The following is a 16,417-nucleotide window of genomic DNA, read 5'->3' on the forward strand; positions in this document are numbered from 1 at the left end:
CGCCCCCTGCTGGCCCGCCGCCCCCCCCCCCCCCCGCCGCCCCGCGCGCCCCCCCCCCCCCCCCCCCCCCCCCCCCCTTCTGCGTGCCGTTCCCACCCCGACGGGTCGTCCGGGGGCGGCGGGCCGGGGCCTGTGGGTCAGCCGCCCGTGGGCAGCGTCGGTGCCGTGGGGCCGTCGCCAGCCAGCCGGAACTCCGCCTCGCCGACAGGCTCCACCAGGCCGTCGGTGACCAGCCCGGCCAGCGCCCGGGCGCGCTGCACGTCGTCGGTCCAGACCTGGTCCAGCCGCTGGTGCGGCACCGGGCCGGTGGCCTCCCGCAGCACCGCCAACAGCAGTCCGCGTACCTGCCGGTCGGTGCCGGCGTACCGCTGGGGCCGGCGGGTCGGACCGGCCGGGGCCGTCTGGCCGGACGCCCGCCAGGCGCAGACGGACTCCACCGGGCACCCCGGGCAGCGGGGCGAGCGGGCGATGCAGACCATTGCCCCCAGCTCCATGAACGCGGCGCTTGCCAGCGCGGCGGCGGCCGGCTCCGAAGGCAGCAGTTCCTCGGTGGCCACCAGGTCGGCGGGGCGGGTGGCCGGGCCGGCGTCCGGCTCCCCGGCGATCGCCCGGCAGACCACCCGCCGCACGTTGGTGTCCACCACGGGGTGCCGCTGCCCGTACGCAAACGCGGCCACCGCCCTGGCCGTGTACGTGCCCACCCCCGGCAGCGCCAGGAGCTGGTCCAGCCGGTCGGGCACCTCTCCGCCGTGCCGCTCGACGATCGCCACCGCGCAGTCGCGCAGCCGTACCGCCCGGCGGGGGTAGCCCAGCCGCCCCCACATCCGGATCGCCTCGGCCGGCGTGTCGTCGGCCAGCGCGGCGGGTGTGGGCCAGCGCTCCAGCCACGCCGCCCACGCCGGCAGCACCCGTACCACGGGCGTCTGCTGGAGCATGACCTCGCTGACCAGGATCGCCCACGCGCCCACGCCGGGCACGCGCCACGGCAGGTCGCGGGCGTTCTGCTCGTACCACCGGCTGACCAGGGTGGCGAAGGTGGGCTCAGACATCGCGCCGCCGATCATGTCACGGGCCGCCTTCCCGTAGGTTGGGCGGGCCGGGCGGGGCGGGCGCGAGGCCCGGCCCCGGATCGGGCAGAATGCCCGGATGAGCGAGCTAGCGATCACCGTCATCGGTCGGGACCGGCCCGGCATCGTGGCCGACGTCGCCGAGGTGCTCGCCGGGCTCGGCGCGAACCTCACCGACTCCACCATGACCCGGTTGCGGGGCCACTTCGCGATGACCCTGATCTGCGTCGGCCCGGGCGCCGCCGAGGTCGAGGCCGCGCTGGCCCCCCTGGCCACCGACGGCCAGCTCCTGGCCACCGTGCGGGCGGTCACCTCCGACGGCGCGACTGCTCCGGCCGGCGAGCCGTACGTGCTGTCGGTGCACGGCGCGGACCGGATGGGCATCGTCGCGGCGATGACCCGGGTGCTGACCGACGTGGGCGGCAACGTCACCGACCTGAGCACCCGGCTGACCGGCTCGCTCTACGTGGTGGTGGCCGAGGTCGAGCTGCCGCCGGGTTCCTCCGACGAGGTGGCTGGCCGGCTGGCCCGTAAAGCCGCGGAACTCGGCGTCGGGGTCAGCCTCCGCCCGGCGGACTCGGACCTGCTGTGACCGCGGAGTACGTCGGCCTCGGCGACTGGACAGCCGAGGCGCTGGCGGTGCCCGGCGAGGTGCGTCCGGTGGTCTCCGCCCCGGACCCGGTGCTCGGCAGGCCCGGGTCGGAGGTGGACCCGACTTCCGACGAGGCGGTCCGCCTCGCCGCTGACCTGGTCGCCACGATGCGCGTCTCGCCGGGCTGCGTGGGCCTCGCCGCGCCTCAGGTCGGCGTGAGCGCCCAGATGTTCGCGGTCGACATCACCGGGCACCCGAAGGCGGTGACCGTGCACGGAACCTTCGTGCTGTGCAACGCCCGGGTGGTCGAGGCGAGCCGGTGGAAGGCGGGCCGGGAGGGCTGCATGTCGGTGCCCGATCTGACGGGCGACGTCAAGCGGGCCAGCCGGCTGGTCGTCGAGGGGGTGCTCCCGGGCACCGGCGCGCCGGTGCGGCTGGTCACCGACGGGTTCGAGGCGCGGGCGGTGCAGCACGAGATCGACCACTGCGCCGGCCTGCTCTTCCTCGACCGGGTGGCCGGTGCGCACGCGATTTACCAGCGCAAGGTGTACCTGTGAGCCTGGCCGGGCGGGGCCGCGGCCGGGAGGCGGCCCGCCCGGCGTCGCGGGCGGACCGGGGCGGGCGGTCGTCGTGAGTGGAGAGTCGTACCGGTGACCGGAGGGTGGTCCGGCGCGTCGCGTCGGACGAGGGTGGGGCCCGCCGTTACGGTGGAGGCATCATGCGTCTGACGGTCGGCCCCCTGCCATCCGCTGTGTACTGGCGGCGTCGAGCCGTCGTGGTCGGAGCGGGGCTTCTCTTCCTGATTGTCCTGCTCTATTCCTGCAACAATGCGGGTAACACCGGCACCACCCCACAGTCGAAGTCGACACCGACACCGACTGTGGCCCCGGCTACCGGCGACCCGTCCGCGGCCCCGGACCCGAGCGGCTCGGCGCTGCCCCCGCAGACCGGCGCCTCGCCCGGCGGCCCGGACGACGCCGGCTCGTCCGGCGCTCCGCGTGACCCGGGATCCTCGGCCGATCCGGTCGGGAACGACGCTCCGGCAGCCCCGGGCACCGATGTCGGGGCATGCACCGACGCGGAGATCTCGGTGACGCCGGTGGCGGCGCCGTCGTCGGCGCAGCGGGGCGCCGTGGTCAGCCTCCACCTCAAGATCAAGAACAAGTCGAACCGCACCTGCAGCCGGGACGTCGGCGCGGACTTCCAGGAGCTGTACGTGAAGTCCGGCGCGGAGAAGGTCTGGTCCTCCGACACCTGCGGCAACGTGAAGGGCTCGGACGTGCAGTCGTTCACCCCGGGCTTCGAGCGGTCGTACCAGGTGGACTGGAACGGCAAGGACACCAGCCGCTGCAAGGACGGGCTGGCGAACGGCCCGTTCCCGCCGGCCGGGAGTTACCAGGTCTTCGGGCGGCTGGACACCAAGCTGAGCGAGCCGGTGAAGTTCACCGTCACCGGCTGAGCCGAACGGCCTGCCGTGCGGGTCGGGCCAGGCGGGGCGAGCCCGGTCAGACGTAGCGCTCCAGGATCGACGCCTCGGCGAGCCGGGACAGCCCCTCCCGGACGCCCCGGGCCCGGGCGTCACCGACGCCCTCGACGGCCTGTAGGTCCTCCACGGTGGCCCCGAGCAGCCGCTGGAGGCTGCCGAAGTGCAGCACCAGCCGGTCGACGATCGCCACCGGCAGGCGGGGGACCTTCGCCAGCAGCCGGAACCCGCGCGGGCTGACCGCCGCGTCCAGCGCGTCGGAGGCCGCCGGGTAGCCGATCGCCTTGGCAACCGTGACCAGGTCGATCAGCTCGGTGGAACCCAGCAGGTCCAGCTCGACCAGCGCCTCGTCCAACGTGCGGGGCTTGCGGCCGGTGGGCAGGTAGTCCCGGATGACCAGGGTGCGGTCGGCGTCCACGCCGGCCATCAGCTCGTCGAGCTGGAGGGCGAGCAGTCGGCCGTCGGTGCCCAGTTCCACCACGTATCCGGCGATCTCGTCGGCGATCCGGCGGACCATCTCCAGCCGCTGCACCACCGCCACCGCGTCCCGGACGGTGACCAGGTCCTCGATCTCCAGGGCGGACAGGGTGCCGGAAACCTCGTCGAGGCGCAGCTTGTAGCGCTCAAGCGTGGCCAGGGCCTGGTTGGCCCGGGACAGGATGGCCGCCGAGTCGTCCAGCACGTGCCGCTGGCCGTTGACGTAGAGGCTGATGATCCGCATCGACTGGCTGACCGAGATGACCGGGTAGCCGGTCTGCCGGGCCACCCGCTCGGCGGTGCGGTGCCGGGTGCCGGACTCCTCGGTGGGGATCGACGGGTCCGGCATCAGGTGCACGGCGGCCCGGACGATCCGGGTGCCGTCGCTGGACAGCACCACCGCGCCGTCCATCTTGCACAGCTCGCGGACCCGGGTCGCCGAGAACTCCACGTCCAGCGGGAAGCCGCCGGTGCACAGCCCTTCGACCACCTTGTCGTAGCCGAGGACGATCAACGCGCCCGTCCGGCCGCGCAGGATCCGTTCCAGGCCGTCACGCAGCGCGGTGCCCGGCGCCATGAGCGCCAGGTTGGCCCGTAGCGGGTCCCCACTCGCGCCGCTGGCACTCCCGGTCACGCTGACGCTGATCGGACGGGCGGGCGAGCCCACGGCGCCGGTGCGGGCGTGGGGTGTCGCGCCGGCGGTTTTGCTGGCATCGCGGTCGATCGGCACCCGCACAGTCTACGGACTGGCGTGCGGTGGGTGCTGTCGTGGTTACTGTGATGTGTCACGGCGACCCCCGATGTCCACGCCGAGCGCTCTGCCGCGCTTGTCCGGTATCGCACGGGCGATCCTGCCCGGCCGCCACCGTCGGTCACTCCGCGGATGCGCGGGCGGCACACTGGAGCGCCGAGCGCACGTCGGTGACCTCCATCACCCGCATGTTCTCCGGGCCCGCCCCGACGCTCTCCGGGCCGCATCCGGTCGGGACGAGCGCCACCCGGAACCCGAGCCGGGCCGCCTCGGCCAGCCGGCGTGGCACCGCGCCGACCCGGCGCACCTCTCCGGTCAGCCCGACCTCGCCGATCGCCACCAGGTGCGGGTTGATGGCCAGGTTGAGCCCGCCGGAGGCGACCGCCAGGGCGACCGCGAGGTCGGCCGCCGGCTCCACCACCCGGATGCCCCCGACGGTGGCCGCGAAGACCTCCCGGTCGTGCAGGGTCAGCCGCTCGGCGCGACGCTGGAGCACCGCCAGCACCATTGCCAGCCGGGCCCCGTCCAGCCCGGACACCGTGCGCCGGGGCGAGCCCGCGACGGTCGCGCCGATCAGCGCCTGGACCTCGGTGACCAGCGCCCGCCGACCCTCCATCGCCACCGTGACGCAGGTGCCCGGCGTCGGCTCCGAGTAGCGGGTCAGGAACAGCCCGGACGGGTCGGCGAGGCTGCTGATCCCGCCCTCGTGCATCTCGAAGCAGCCGACCTCGTCGGCGGCGCCGAACCGGTTCTTCACGCCGCGCACCATCCGTAGCGAGGAGTGCTTGTCGCCCTCGAAGTGCAGCACCACGTCGACCAGGTGCTCCAGCACCCGGGGGCCGGCCACCTGGCCGTCCTTCGTGACGTGACCGACCAGCACGGTGGCGAGGCCGCGCTCCTTGGCCACCGCGACCAGGGCGGCGGTGACGGCCCGGACCTGGGTCACCCCGCCGGGCACCCCCTCGGTGCCGGGGGTGGAGATGGTCTGCACCGAGTCGAGCACCAACAGCCCCGGCTTCACCGCGTCCAGGTGCCCGAGGACCGCGCCCAGGTCGCTCTCGGCGGCCAGCCAGAGCTGGTCGTGCAGGGCGCCCATCCGCTCGGCGCGCAGCCGCACCTGGCTGACCGACTCCTCGCCGCTGACCACGAGCGACGGGCTGCCGGCGGTGGCCGCCCACTGCTGGGCCACGTCGAGCAGCAGCGTGGACTTGCCTACGCCCGGCTCGCCGGCGAGCAGCACCACGGCGCCGGGCACCAGGCCGCCGCCGAGCACCCGGTCCAGCTCGCTGACCCCGGTCGGCCGGGCCCTGGCGGGGGCGGCGCTGATGGTGGCGATGGGACGGGCCGGCTCGGCCGGCATCCGGGAGCTGACCACCCGGCCGGAGACGGTCGGACCGGTCACGGTGCACTCGACCACCGCGCCCCACTCGCCGCACTCCGGGCAGCGCCCCACCCACTTCGGGGGCTGGTGCCCGCAGGCGTCGCACTCGTAGGCCGGACGGGGCTCGCGGGCGGCCCGGCCCGCGCGGGGGGTCGCTCGGGAGGGTGTCGATCGGGGCGTCGTCACACCGGAACGCTAGTCCCCCCGTACGACGAAACACCGCCGGCGTGGCGGGTGCCACGCCGGCGGTGCCGTCGACGGTCGGTGGTGCGGGGCGTCAGCCGCCGTGGCCCGCGCCGGCCTCGGTGCCACCCTCCTCGCCGTGCGAGCCTTCGCGCTCGACGATCTGGGAGGGCTGCGGGAGCGGGGTCAGCGGTACGCCGATCGGGGCCGGGGTGCTGAGGGTCGTGCCGTTGCCGAAGTCGAAGGTCAGGTTGACCTGCTGCCCGACGAGCAGGGCCTCGTTCAGGCCGACGAGCTGAAGGGACCGGCCGCCCTGCACGTTGAGCTGGACGTAGCCGAGGGCCGGGATCTCGATCCGGGCCGGCTCGCCGGCGGGCGCGGACGGGCTGGCCGACGCGCCCTCGGACGGGGACGGCGAGCCGCCCTCCGACGGGCTGGCCGACCCGGACGGGCTGGCGCTGCCCGACGGCGACGCGCTGGCCGACGGCGACGCGCTGGCCGACGGCGACGCGCTGGCCGACGGCGACGCGCTGCCCGATGCGGCCGGGCTGGCCGACCCGGACTCGCTGCTGGTGATCACGATCTCCCGCGCGCTGTCCGTGGTGACGGCCACCGTCACCGGGCTCTGCGTGTCGTTGTAGAGCACCGCGTTGACGGCGGCGTTCCCGCCGGACTGGTAGCTCCCGTCGCCCGGGTATTCGACGTACAGGCCGCGTACCTTGTAGGCGTTGTCGGAAGTCTGGACGTTGACGCCCTGGACCGACGGGGTCTTGTTGGCGGTCTCGGCCACCTGGCCGGCGCCGCAACCGGTCGCCAGCAGGCCGGTCGCCGCCGCCACGCCGGACAGCAGCAGGGCCGCCCGCCGGGAACCCCTGATCGAGCGCGTCACGTCGGTCCTCCTCGTCACGATCCCCACCCGGCCGCCACCGGGCACGGTGGCCATACCCGCGCAGACCGGCTTCAGGGTAGTTGGGGTTGATCGGGAGCCGCACGCCGACCCGGCACCACCACCTTCCCGGGGGCGCTCAGACCACCCGGCCGTTCGCCACCAGCAGCACCACGTCGATCAGCGCCACCAGCATCACCGCCCGGAAGGCGGCCGCCCCCCGGCGGGCGCCGCGGCCGGCGTACCAGGTCAGGGGTGGCACCAGTGCGGCGGTCGCGACGGCCGACAGCCCGGCCCACGACGGCGGCCCGGGCGGCCCGACGACCAGGGTGACGGTCGCCGCGAGCAGCAGCCCGGCGGCGGCCACCCGGCTGCCCGCCGCGCCGAGCCGGTGCGGCAGCCCACGCACCCCGGTCCGGGCGTCGTCGGCCAGGTCCGGCAGCACGTTGGCGAAGTGCGCCCCGGCCCCGAGCAGGGCGGCTGCGGCCACCAGCCAGGCCGGCGGGGCGGGCGCGCCGGGCAGGGCCAGCACCACGAAGGCGGGCAGCGCCCCGAAGGAGACCGCGTACGGCAGCACCGAGACCGGGGTCGACTTCAGCGGCCAGTTGTAGGACAGCGCGGAGACCAGGGCCACGGCCGCCCAGACCGCCGCGGTCCGGTTGGTCGTCGCCGCCGCCAGTCCGAACGTGGCCAGGGCCGCCGCCCCCGCCGCCAGGCCGACCGCCCGCGTGCTGACCGTGCCGCTCGCGACCGGCTTGTCGGTACGCCCCACCGCGGCGTCCCGGCCGGCGTCCAGGCCGTCGTTGGACCAGCCGACCGTGAGCTGGCTGGCGAGCACCGTCAGCGCCACCGCGGCCACCCCGGACGGGCGGTGCCCCACTCCCTGGGCGAGCAGCCCGGCGACCACGGTCACCGCCACGGCGGGCTCGGGATGACTTGCCCTGACCAGCCCTAACACCGTCGTCGACATAAGGGAAGTCTGGTCGTTACCGTCCAGTCGTGCCACGCTCGTGCCATGCGCGACGGTTCGTCCCGGGTGTCCGACCGCCCCCGCCCGTTACCCCCGAACGATCCACGGCAGTACGACGACCTGGCCGACGAGTGGTGGCGTCCCGACGGGGCGTTCGCCATGCTGCACTGGCTGGCCCGGGCCCGGGCGGCCCTCGTGCCGCCGGCCGCCCGACCCGACGCACTCCTGGTCGACCTGGGCTGCGGCGCCGGGCTGCTCGCCCCGCACCTGGCCGGCAAGGGCTACCGGCACGTCGGGGTCGACCTCACCCGCTCGGCCCTGGCCCAGGCCGCGCGGCACGGGGTGACCCCCGTCAACGGCGATGCCACCGCCGTGCCGCTGGCCGACGGCTGCGCCGACGTGGTGGCCGCCGGTGAGCTGCTGGAGCACGTGCCCGACTGGCGGCGGGCGGTGGCCGAGGCGTGCCGGCTGCTCCGTCCGGGCGGGCTGCTGGTCCTGGACACCCTCAACGACACCGCGTTGAGCCGGCTGATCGCGGTCGAGATCGGCGAGCGGCTGCCGACGGTGCCCCGGGGCATCCACGATCCACGGTTGTTCGTGGACCACCGGGAGTTGGTCGCCGAGTGCGCCCGGCACGGCGTCGACCTGCGGGTCCGGGGCGTCCGCCCGGGGCTGCCCGGGACGCTGGCCTGGCTGCTGCGCCGGATCCGCTCCCGTGGTGGTCGTCCACAGCCGACGACGGTCGGGCGGGTGCCACGGATCAGGCCGACCTGGTCGACTTCGGTGCTGTACCAGGGGTGGGGGGTCCGGCGCGGGTAGCCGGGTCGGCATCGGGGTACTGGGGACGCCGGGAAGGGGCCACCCGAGGGTGCGCGCCACGAGCGCCCCGCCCGCGACCCGGGCGACGTCCCGGACCGTGGCGGCCCGGCCCCTCGTTGGTGAACGTGAGGAAGGCGGTCCCGTGGTCGTCGGACGGAGGCGACACGGGGACGACATGGGGGTTCGCGGACGAGAGGTGGGGAACGTGGCCGTACCGGTGATCGCGGGCATGGGGACGGCGCAGCCGCCAGGTGCCGCGCAGGACGAGCTCTGGCAGGGCTTCTTCTCGAAGCACTTCCCGGGCCGGACCCGGGCGCTGGCAGAACGGATCTTCGCCAACTCCGGGGTGAACCGGCGGCAGGCGGCGGTCAACCCGTTGCTGGAGGACGTCTCGGACTGGTCGACCGAGCGCCGGCTGCGCCGCTACCAGGTCGAGGCGCTGCCGTTGGGCAAGGAGGCGGTCGGCCGGGCGCTCACCGCCGCCGGTCTGGACGCCCGCGACATCGGCCTGTTCGTCGTCTGCTCGTGCACCGGGTACGCCACCCCCGGGCTGGACATCCTGCTCGCCCGGGACCTGGGCATGGCCCCGGACACCCAGCGCATGTTCGTCGGGCACATGGGCTGCTACGCCGCCCTGCCGGGGCTCGGCGCGGCCGGCGACTTCGTCACCGCACGGCAGCGCCCCGCGCTGCTGCTCTGCGCCGAGCTGACCAGCCTGCACATCCAGCCGGCCACGGCCCGGCTGGACACCCAGCAGATCGTCTCCCACGCGCTCTTCTCGGACGCCGCCGTCGCCGCCGTGGTCCTCCCCGGTGGCCGGGGGTACGCGCTGCGCGAGGTCACCTCGGTCACGGACACCTCCACGGCCGACCACATGACCTGGGAGGTCACCGACACCGGCTTCCGAATGGGACTGTCGCCGCAGGTGCCGCAGGTGCTCTCGACCCACGTCCGGGGTCTGGTCGACGGCCTGCTGGCCCGGCACGGCACCCGGCTCACCGAGGTGGACGGCTGGGCGGTGCACCCGGGCGGCCCGCGGATCCTCGACGTGGTGCAACGCGAGCTGGCGCTGCCGTCGCGGGCGCTGGCCGCGTCCCGGGCGACGTTGCAGGAGCACGGCAACTGCTCCTCGCCGACCGTGCTGCTGATCCTCGACCGGCTGTTGCGGGCGGCGCAGCCGCCCGACCGGGTGCTGATGCTCGCCTTCGGACCGGGCCTGACCCTCTACGCGGCCCTCCTCGACCGCTCCGCCTGACCGGGCCGCCCCGCTGGAGGCCCGGGCCGCGTTGCCTGACCGGCCCGGGCCGCTGTCTTCCTGACCGGGCCGCCGTCTGGCGGAGGGCTTCGGTCGGGTCTCGCGGTCGGCGGGACCGGTGCCGGGTGGCTAGGCTCGACCGCGTGGTGGGCGGCGACGTGGTTGACCGGCTCCGGGGCGGAGGGCTCGCCCTGCTGGGCGTCCTTGTCGTGGCCGTGGGCGCCGAATGGTGGCGGGCCGTGGCCCCTGCGGTCGGTCCGACCGGCGGCCCCGCCTCGGCGTCCGGAACCGACGAGCGGCGTGGTCCCGGTGACGGAACCCGGCGCACCGGGTCCGGGGCACCGTCCGGCGACCCGGGCCGAGTGTCCAGGGGCGACGCGCCGCTGGTCGTCACCGTCGACCCGGCCGGCCGGGTGAGATCCAACCTCGTCGTCATCGACCCGCCCACCGGGCGGGTGATCGAGCGGTACGACGCGGGCACCGGCTACGGCGAGAGCCCCGACGGCGGGCTCGGCGGGGTGACCGGGACCGTCTGGCAGGACCGGCTGACGCTGCGCCCCGGTCAGCCCTCGCAGCGACGGGTCGTCGAGGTCACCACGCGAGTGCACCTGGTCCAGTACCGGTGCGTCGGGCCGGGGCAGCTCCTGCTGGTGACCGTCCGCTCCGGCCACCGAGACAGCCGCCGGGTGACCTGCGACGGTTCGCTCGCCACGACGCTGAGCGGCGGGAACAGCCCGATCCGGATCGAGTTGGCCGCCGTCGCCCCGGGAATCGCCCCGATCGTGGTCGACGCCCGGGTGGCGGCCCTGGCGTTCTGAGCAGCCGACGGGGTCAGGGGCCGAGGCGGGCCAGGTCGGCGCGGTAGTCGTCGGCGGAGCGCAGGTCCTGGATCACCCGGACCGGGTTGCCGGTGCGGCCGACCAGCAGCGCGGTGGCGGTGCCGGGGCGGGGTGGCATGCGCAGGAACGCGCGCAGCCCGCCGCCCGGATCGGCGAGTGCACGCACGGTCGCGCCGGCCGGCACCGGAGTGGGACGCAGCGCACGGGTGCCGTCGACGGTGACCACGGTGACCCCCGGCGGTGCGAGCTCGGCGGCCTCGGCCACCCGGTCGGGGCAGGGGCAGGCGTCCACCAGGACGATCATCGCGGGGAGCAGCGCGCGTAACGACACGACCGAGTCGTCGGCGTCGACCAGTTCCAGGGCCGGCAGTACGCGACCGGTCAGGTCGGGCGCCGTCGGGTACGGCACGACGGTGGGGCGGTCGCCTGAGCGGGGGGTGCGGGGCCAGGTGACGGCGAACAGTCCGGCGGCGGTGGTGAGCAACGCCACCAGGAGCACCAGCAGCGGCAGGCCGAGCGGTGGCCGGCCGTCCCTCGGGACGGCCAGGCCGAGCAGCCGCCGCCACCGGTTCCGGCCGGCCTGCGGGCGCAGCTCGAGCCGGACCTGCGCAGCCTCCTCGGCCAGCGCGGACGCGTCGTCCGGCACCACCACCCGGCCCCACTCCGGGGGTAGGCCGGGGAGCCCGTCGAAGGGGCCGTGACCATCTGCGTCGGGCATGCCCATCGGACCCCCTCGAACCGGCTCGGTGTGCGGACAGCGGTTCGCCTCAAGGGTCTCGCACGGGCCCCTGCTCCCGCTACATCTGAGCGGGGCTGGTGCGGCCGGGCTACCATGGAAAGAGCGCATCGCCCACAAATCCACGCTCCGCCCACCCTCCACCGGGGGGTCACCTTTCGGTTACGGAGCGTGTTCAGACCATCGGTTTGGCCGCCTGTCAAGCTGAAGAAAGACCTCTCACAGGGCCCCTGAGCTGCGCCAACGGTCAGGACAGCGGTGGGACATCGGTGCCTGAGCGTGTTACCCTAGACACAGCGAAAGGGGTTTCGAACCTATGGTTTTCAGTGTCGGCGAGACCGTTGTTTACCCCCACCACGGGGCCGCACTCATCGAGGCAATCGAGACTCGGGTTATCAAGGGCGAGCCCAGGGAGTACCTCGTCCTGCGGGTCGCGCAGGGTGACCTGACGGTCCGGGTGCCCGCTGAGAACGCCGAGATCGTGGGCGTGCGTGAGGTGGTCGGCGAAGAGGGCCTCGGCAAGGTCTTCGACGTTCTCCGGGCTCCGCACACCGAGGAGCCGACCAACTGGTCGCGGCGTTACAAGGCGAATCTGGAGAAGCTGGCCTCCGGCAACCCGCTGAAGGTGGCCGAGGTCGTCCGCGACCTGTGGCGTCGGGAGCGGGAGCGGGGCCTGTCCGCGGGCGAGAAGCGCATGCTCGCCAAGGCCCGCGACATTCTCGTCGGCGAGGTCGCGCTGGCCGAGAAGAGCACCAAGGACGGGGCGGAGACGTTGCTCGACAAGGTGCTGACCGAGGGCTAGTCCGCACAGCATCGTCGTACCCACCCCACAGCAGAGAAACCCGAGGACCGCGACGTGACCGCGCAGCTCAATCCGCGCGGTGACGTCGCGGTCCTCGTGCCTGCGGCCGGTGCCGGCGTACGGCTCGGTCCGGGCGTCCCCAAGGCCCTGCGCCTGCTCGCCGGGGAGCCGCTGCTCGTGCACGCGGTCCGCCGGATCGCCGCCGCCGGCTCCGTGCACACCATCGTGGTGGCCGCACCGGCCGGGGAGGTCGGGGCGGTCCGGCGGCTCCTCGCCCCGGTCGCCCCGGTGCTGGTCGTCCCCGGCGGGGCGGAACGGCAGGCGTCGGTGGCCGCCGCGCTCGCGGCCGTCCCCGCCGGCCCGGGGATCGTGCTGGTGCACGACGCGGCCCGTGCCCTGACCCCGCCCGATCTGGTCGAGTCGGTGGCCGGGGCGGTCCGCTCCGGGCACGACGCGGTGATCCCCGCCCTCCCCGTGGTCGACACGATCAAGGAGGTCGGCGCCGGCGAGGTGGTCCTCGGCACCGTGGACCGGTCCGCTCTGCGGGCCGTGCAGACGCCGCAGGGGTTCCGCCGGTCGGTGCTGGTCGCCGCCCACGCGGCGGCCGGCGACCCGCTCACCGACGACGCCGGCCTCGTGGAGAAGCAGGGCATCCCGGTGGTGTGTGTCCCCGGCTCCGAGTACGCGTTCAAGGTCACCCGCCCGTTCGACCTGGCGCTCGCCGAGCATCTACTGGCCACGGGCGCGTGACGCGTACCCTCGGCGCATGATCGTTCCTCGGGTGGCCATCGGCACCGACGTGCACGCCTTCGCGGCCGGCCGACCCTGCTGGGTGGCCGGCCTGCACTGGCCCGACCAGGACGGCCTGGCCGGTCACTCCGACGCCGACGTGGCCGCGCACGCGGCCTGCAACGCGCTGCTGTCCGCCGCCGGGCTGGGCGACCTCGGGTCGAACTTCGGGGTGGCCGAGCCGGAGTGGGCGGGCGCGTCGGGGGTGGCGCTGCTGACCGAGAGCGCCCGCCGGGTCCGGGCGGCCGGCTTCCAGATCGGCAACGTGTCGGTGCAGGTGATCGGCAACCGCCCGAAGATCGGTCCGCGCCGGGCCGAGGCCGAGGCGGTGTTGTCCGAGGCGGTCGGCGCCCCCGTCACCGTCTCCGCCGCCACCACCGACGGGCTGGGCTTCACCGGGCGCGACGAGGGTTTGACCGGGATCGCGGTCGCCCTGGTCCACCAGGCCCCTGCCGCCTAGGCCCGCGATGTCCAGCGACGCCACCGCCGAGGGATATCTCCAGCGCGCCCAGCTGCTGGCCGGCCTCGGGCGCTACGACGAGGCGGCCGGCGAGGTCGGCCTCGCGCTGGCCCTGGAGCCGGCGAACGCCGCCGCGCTGACCACCATCGGGCGCGTGCACCTCGCCGCCGGGCGGCCCGCCGAGGCTCGCGCCGCCGCCGACGCGGCCCTGGCCGTCGCCCCGGACGCGGTCGGCCCGCTGGTGGTGCGTGGGCTGGCGCTGGCCGACCTGGGCGAGTACGCCGAGTCGGCGAGCACCGCCGACCGGCTCCTCACCGTCGGCCCCGCCGACGCGTATGCCCAGCGCAGCGCCGCCGCGATCCTGTCCGGCTCGCGCGGCGGGCAGGCGGCCCTCAACGCGGCCTGGCGGGGCGTGGAGTTGGCCCCGGAGGAACCACAGGGACACCTCGTCCTCGCCCTGGTCGCCGGCCGCCTGCGGCTCTACGACCTGGCCGAGCGGGCGTACCGGGAGGCGCTGCGGCTCGACCCGGAGCTGGCCGGGGCCGGCGACGAGCCGGGCATCGTCCGGCTGGAGCGGCGCCGGTACGCCGAGGCGCTGGCGGAGTTGGCCGAGTCCGTCCCGTTCACCCCAGCGCCGTCTGAGCCGAGCCGGGGCGGAGCCGACCCGAATCAGGACGGAGTCGGCCTGCGGCGGGGCACCACCGATGAGCTGCGCCGCCTGGTGCTGTACGGGGCGGGCTGGTCGCTCGTGGGCACGGTCCTGGTGGCGATCGCGGCGGCCGGCGCGGCCGGCCCGTCCCGCTTCCTCGCGGTGCTGGTGGCGCTGAGCGGGGCGTTGGTGGGCTGGCTGCTCGCGGCGCGGGTACCGGGGCTGACCCGTACCGTGCTGCCGGGCCTGCTGCGCTCGGATCGGTCGCTGGCCCTGGCCGTGTACGGGGTGGCCGCCGCGCCGGTGCTGCTCGTGCTCTACGCGGTGGTCGGCACGCCCTGGCCGCTGGTGCTGACGATCGCCGTCACTGCCGTGGCCGAGTTGGCCGTGTTCACCCGTACCGTGCGCTGAGGCCGTGGCCGGCGGGCCGTGGCCGGCGGGCCGGGGCCGGCCTCCCCGGCGCCCGTCGGCGCGGATCCGGCGCAGCGCCGACGATCGGACCTCGTTGCGGCCCAGCTCTGGACATTTACAGTTAACAAACCTAATAATTAGCCACCCGTCGATACGCCTCCGGCGGGGCGATTCCCTACCGGGAGGACCGGATGCAGCGCAGTCCCCGAACACCGCTCCTGGCCGTCCTGGCGGCCCTCGCCACCGCCGCCGCAGCGACCCTGACCCTCGCCACCCCGGCCCGGGCCGCCGGCCCCACGGCCGCCTTCACCAAGACCTCGGACTGGGGAACCGGCTGGGAGGGCCGTTTCACCATCACCAACGGCGGCCCGGGCACCATCACCGGATGGCAGGTTGCCTTCACGCTGCCGACGGGCACGACGCTCGGGTCGTACTGGGACGCCACGGTGAGCAGCGCCGGCCAGCGGCACACCTTCACGAACCGGTCCTGGAACGGCACCGTCGCCCCTGGCGCCTCGGTGTCGTTCGGCTTCCTGGCCACCGGCACGGGCTCCCCCACCGACTGCACCCTCAACGGGGCGTCGTGTGGCGGCGGCACGCCCACCTCCCCGCCCACCACGACGGCGCCCCCGACCACCCCACCGCCGACCACCCCACCGCCGACCACCCCGCCCCCGACGACCCCACCCCCCACCACTCCGCCCCCGACCACCCCGCCGCCGACGACCCCACCGCCGACCACCCCGCCGGTCGGTGGGCTGCCCAAGCACGCGCTGATCGGCTACCTGCACGCCAGCTTCGGCAACGGCGCGGGCTACCTGCGGATGGCCGACGTGCCCGCCGACTGGGACGTCATCAACCTCGCCTTCGGTGAACCCACCTCGGTCACCTCCGGCGACATCCGCTTCCAGCTCTGCCCCGTCGCCGAGTGCCCCGGCGTGGAGACCGAGGCGGATTTCACCGCGGCGATCCGGGCCAAGCAGCAGCAGGGCAAGAAGGTGCTGCTCTCGATCGGCGGCCAGAACGGGCAGGTGCAGCTCACCACCACCGCCGCCCGCGACACCTTCGTCCGGTCGGTCTCCGCGATCATCGACCGGTACGGCCTCAACGGCCTGGACATCGACTTCGAGGGCCACTCCCTCTACCTCAACACCGGGGACACCGACTTCCGTAACCCCACCACGCCGGTCGTGGTCAACCTGATCTCGGCGATCCGCTCCCTCAAGCAGCGCTACGGGGCGGGCTTCGTGCTCACCATGGCCCCGGAGACGTTCTTCGTGCAGCTCGGCTACCAGTTCTACGGGTCGGGCCCGTGGGGCGGACAGGACCCCCGCGCCGGGTCGTACCTGCCGGTGATCCACGCGCTGCGCGACGACCTCACCGTCCTGCACGTGCAGGACTACAACTCCGGCCCCATCGTCGGGCTGGACAACCAGTACCACACCATGGGCAGCGCGGACTTCCACATCGCGATGACCGACATGCTGCTCACCGGGTTCCCGGTCGCCGGGAACGCCAACGCCGTCTTCCCCGCCCTGCGCGAGGACCAGGTCGCCTTCGGCGCACCCTCCTCGACCAGCGCGGGCAACGGATACCTCGCACCCGCGGGCGTACAACAGGCGGTGACCTGCCTGGTCAAGGGGCAGAACTGCGGCGGGTACACCCCGCGCAGCGGGACCAACCCCGCCTTCCGGGGCCTGATGACCTGGTCGATCAACTGGGACCGGTTCTACTCCTGGGAGTTCCGGCTCAGCCACGGTCCGTTCCTCAAGGCGCTGCCCTGACCCGGAGCCCGAAGAGGACGCCCTGACCCGTCGCCGGACGCCGCCCGCAGTGGTGGCGGCCGGCGACGGCAGTCGGCCCGGTC

The 16,417-nt window shown here is 74.8% G+C and carries 17 protein-coding genes; 11 read left to right on the forward strand and 6 right to left on the reverse strand.

Going from position 1 to position 16,417, the window contains the following annotated elements; genetic code table 11:
• Positions 1-137: 137 nt before the first annotated feature.
• A complete protein-coding gene (locus ACFYZF_RS00820) occupies positions 138-1,049 on the reverse strand; it encodes an A/G-specific adenine glycosylase (RefSeq protein WP_387014313.1) in 912 nt (303 codons plus the stop codon).
• 97 nt (positions 1,050-1,146) lie between these two features.
• Between ACFYZF_RS00820 and ACFYZF_RS00825 the strand changes: the two genes are divergently transcribed.
• From ACFYZF_RS00825 to ACFYZF_RS00835, 3 genes are all read left to right on the forward strand, one after another.
• A complete protein-coding gene (locus tag ACFYZF_RS00825; RefSeq protein ID WP_387014315.1) occupies positions 1,147-1,659 on the forward strand; it encodes a glycine cleavage system protein R in 513 nt (170 codons plus the stop codon).
• Positions 1,656-2,216, forward strand: coding sequence for a peptide deformylase (locus ACFYZF_RS00830; protein ID WP_387014318.1), 561 nt, complete (start codon positions 1,656-1,658; stop codon positions 2,214-2,216). The genes ACFYZF_RS00825 and ACFYZF_RS00830 overlap by 4 nt, the downstream gene beginning before the upstream one ends.
• 161 nt (positions 2,217-2,377) lie before the next feature.
• Complete coding sequence (locus ACFYZF_RS00835; protein ID WP_387014321.1) at positions 2,378-3,118, forward strand: hypothetical protein; 741 nt, start codon at positions 2,378-2,380, stop codon at positions 3,116-3,118.
• A 46-nt stretch (positions 3,119-3,164) separates the two neighbouring features.
• On the opposite strand, the gene disA is transcribed toward ACFYZF_RS00835, so the two are convergent.
• The 4 genes from disA to ACFYZF_RS00855 form a co-directional block, all read right to left on the reverse strand.
• Positions 3,165-4,349, reverse strand: coding sequence for a DNA integrity scanning diadenylate cyclase DisA (gene disA, locus ACFYZF_RS00840; RefSeq protein WP_387014323.1), 1,185 nt, complete (start codon positions 4,347-4,349; stop codon positions 3,165-3,167).
• A 142-nt stretch (positions 4,350-4,491) separates the two neighbouring features.
• Positions 4,492-5,937, reverse strand: a complete 1,446-nt coding sequence (gene radA / locus ACFYZF_RS00845; RefSeq protein ID WP_387014326.1) for a DNA repair protein RadA — start codon at positions 5,935-5,937, stop codon at positions 4,492-4,494.
• A gap of 91 nt (positions 5,938-6,028) precedes the next feature.
• A complete protein-coding gene (locus tag ACFYZF_RS00850; protein WP_387014329.1) occupies positions 6,029-6,823 on the reverse strand; it encodes a hypothetical protein in 795 nt (264 codons plus the stop codon).
• 136 nt (positions 6,824-6,959) lie between these two features.
• Entirely contained in the window at positions 6,960-7,790 is an 831-nt protein-coding gene (locus ACFYZF_RS00855; RefSeq protein ID WP_387014332.1) for a UbiA family prenyltransferase, read from the reverse strand.
• Positions 7,791-7,835: 45 nt separating this feature from the next.
• Here ACFYZF_RS00855 and ACFYZF_RS00860 point away from each other — a divergent pair, with 45 nt between their 5' ends.
• The 3 genes from ACFYZF_RS00860 (at position 7,836) to ACFYZF_RS00870 (ending at position 10,682) form a co-directional block, all read left to right on the forward strand.
• Positions 7,836-8,609: a methyltransferase domain-containing protein gene (locus ACFYZF_RS00860; protein ID WP_387014335.1), complete on the forward strand. Its 774-nt coding sequence runs from the start codon at positions 7,836-7,838 to the stop codon at positions 8,607-8,609.
• 196 nt (positions 8,610-8,805) lie between these two features.
• Positions 8,806-9,864 (forward strand): type III polyketide synthase, encoded by a 1,059-nt coding sequence (locus ACFYZF_RS00865; protein WP_387014338.1) that lies wholly within the window; start codon positions 8,806-8,808, stop codon positions 9,862-9,864.
• A 143-nt stretch (positions 9,865-10,007) separates the two neighbouring features.
• Positions 10,008-10,682, forward strand: a complete 675-nt coding sequence (locus tag ACFYZF_RS00870; protein WP_387014341.1) for a hypothetical protein — start codon at positions 10,008-10,010, stop codon at positions 10,680-10,682.
• A gap of 13 nt (positions 10,683-10,695) precedes the next feature.
• Here ACFYZF_RS00870 and ACFYZF_RS00875 read toward each other — a convergent pair whose 3' ends face one another.
• Complete coding sequence (locus ACFYZF_RS00875; protein ID WP_387014344.1) at positions 10,696-11,427, reverse strand: hypothetical protein; 732 nt, start codon at positions 11,425-11,427, stop codon at positions 10,696-10,698.
• 328 nt (positions 11,428-11,755) lie between these two features.
• On the opposite strand from ACFYZF_RS00875, the gene ACFYZF_RS00880 reads away from it, so the two are divergent.
• The 5 genes from ACFYZF_RS00880 to ACFYZF_RS00900 all read left to right on the forward strand — a co-directional run bounded on the left by ACFYZF_RS00880 (position 11,756) and on the right by ACFYZF_RS00900 (position 16,334).
• Positions 11,756-12,241 carry a CarD family transcriptional regulator gene (locus ACFYZF_RS00880; protein ID WP_350881453.1) on the forward strand — a complete coding sequence of 162 codons (486 nt, stop codon included), beginning with the start codon at positions 11,756-11,758 and terminating at the stop codon, positions 12,239-12,241.
• 54 nt (positions 12,242-12,295) lie between these two features.
• The gene (gene ispD / locus ACFYZF_RS00885) at positions 12,296-12,991 is read left to right on the forward strand and encodes a 2-C-methyl-D-erythritol 4-phosphate cytidylyltransferase (protein ID WP_387014347.1); all 696 of its coding nucleotides are present in this window, start codon (positions 12,296-12,298) and stop codon (positions 12,989-12,991) included.
• A 16-nt stretch (positions 12,992-13,007) separates the two neighbouring features.
• Positions 13,008-13,490: a 2-C-methyl-D-erythritol 2,4-cyclodiphosphate synthase gene (ispF, locus tag ACFYZF_RS00890; protein WP_387014350.1), complete on the forward strand. Its 483-nt coding sequence runs from the start codon at positions 13,008-13,010 to the stop codon at positions 13,488-13,490.
• A 7-nt stretch (positions 13,491-13,497) separates the two neighbouring features.
• Complete coding sequence (locus ACFYZF_RS00895; RefSeq protein WP_387014353.1) at positions 13,498-14,550, forward strand: tetratricopeptide repeat protein; 1,053 nt, start codon at positions 13,498-13,500, stop codon at positions 14,548-14,550.
• A gap of 191 nt (positions 14,551-14,741) precedes the next feature.
• On the forward strand, positions 14,742-16,334 hold the full coding sequence (locus ACFYZF_RS00900; RefSeq protein ID WP_387014356.1) for a chitinase: 1,593 nt from the start codon (positions 14,742-14,744) through the stop codon (positions 16,332-16,334).
• The last annotated feature ends 83 nt before the right edge of the window (positions 16,335-16,417 follow it).

This window comes from Micromonospora sp. NPDC001898, from assembly GCF_042891255.1.
Classification (GTDB): Bacteria; Actinomycetota; Actinomycetes; order Mycobacteriales; family Micromonosporaceae; genus Micromonospora.